Annotated in this window: 1 protein-coding gene; it reads right to left on the bottom strand. The window is 54.4% G+C overall.

Translation table 11 applies throughout. From position 1 onward, the window contains the following. On the bottom strand, positions 1 to 1,032 hold a 1,032-nt coding region (gene gpJ / locus EA14781_RS22155), incomplete at its 3' end, for a TipJ family phage tail tip protein (RefSeq protein ID WP_042336380.1). Positions 1,033 to 1,400: the final 368 nt, after the last annotated feature.

The following is a 1,400-nucleotide window of genomic DNA, read 5'->3' as shown; positions in this document are numbered from 1 at the left end:
AGAGCAGAAATCACTGAGAACGTCCCACGCCTTACGCTGTTGTGCCAGGTACGCATTAAAGGTCATCCGCGGCTCGGTCCCCCCGAAACCATCCGGGACCGTCTGATCGCAGTACTGCCCGATGGCATACAGCGCCCACTTGTCCACATCCGCCGCCCCCAGACGTTTTCCCATGCCGTAGCGCGGGTGAGTCAGCATGTCCCACAGGCACCAGGCCGGGTTGTTGCTGTATGCCGGTTTCAGACTGCCGTCCCAGATACCACTGTACGTGCGTTTTTCCGGGTCATAGTTTGACGGCACCTGGATGATACGACCGCGGATATGGTAGTTCACCGTCATCTGCTGGCCGCCGAACTGCTCCGCATCCACCTGCAGCCCCACAATGGCCGTGTTCGGGTAGCACTGTTTCACATCGATGATTTCGGTGTATGACGACCACAGCGTCTTATTCTGCAGCTGGTCCGTGGTGCTGTCCGCCGTCTCCCTGACCATCCGGATGTTAAAGGGCCGGGGAGGCAGATTATCCAGAATCACCGAGGCCAGGAACTGTGAGGTGGTCTTGCCGTTAATGGTGACGTCCTTTTCTGTCACCCAGTTACCGTTACGCTGTAACTGAATCAGCAGGCGGACGGTTGCCGGGTTACGGTCACCCTTTGAGGTGGTCTCCACCAGTGACTGCACCCCGAAGGTAACCCGCAGGCGGTCAATGTTCGCGGACGTAATGGTGCGCGTCACCGGTTTTGCCTTCGTCACTTCCACGCCCAGTCCGGTTTCAGCTCCGGAGGACTCAAAGCCTTCCGGTGGTGTCTGCTCCTGCTCCCCGGCACGCCAGACCGCGGTCACACCGTGTATCACGGGATTACCGTCCGTGTCCGTCAGCGGGGTTTTGTTCACCAGAATACTCTGCAGTCCCTTCACCGGACCTTCTATCGGTCCCTCACCAATCGCATCAATCACACTCATCATCTGCGTGGATTTGAGATTATCCTTCGCCTCACGAGGCGTGTGTGCCTTACCGCCACCTTTTCCCATACAGCCTTCCCCTGAATAAATTAACCGCCACTTGCCATTCCGTACAGAAGTCGGATATCCTTCGCCCGAAAAGCATGAAACACATTTCTGCCATGCTAAAGAGAAACCCCGGTATCAGCAGATACCGGGGTTTTCTTTCATGCCCACCGATAATCCTGTTGGTTAAAACCGGTAATGGCATAAAAATTCTGAATATCTTCACATTTTCACACACTGACTGTGGCGCGTATAATTTCTCTGCGTTAATTTTTTTGTCGTGATATAAGAATAATTCCTTACACTTAATCTTCGTAACTCTCCCGCAGTTCCTGTCCGCGATCACTGCGGGATTTTTTTATTCTTTTTACCCCTGCCGCCCGATAACCACG

The organism is Escherichia albertii NBRC 107761 = DSM 17582 (genome assembly GCF_000759775.1).
Taxonomy (GTDB): Bacteria; Pseudomonadota; Gammaproteobacteria; order Enterobacterales; family Enterobacteriaceae; genus Escherichia; species Escherichia albertii.
This window is presented reverse-complemented; position numbering and strand designations above follow the sequence as displayed.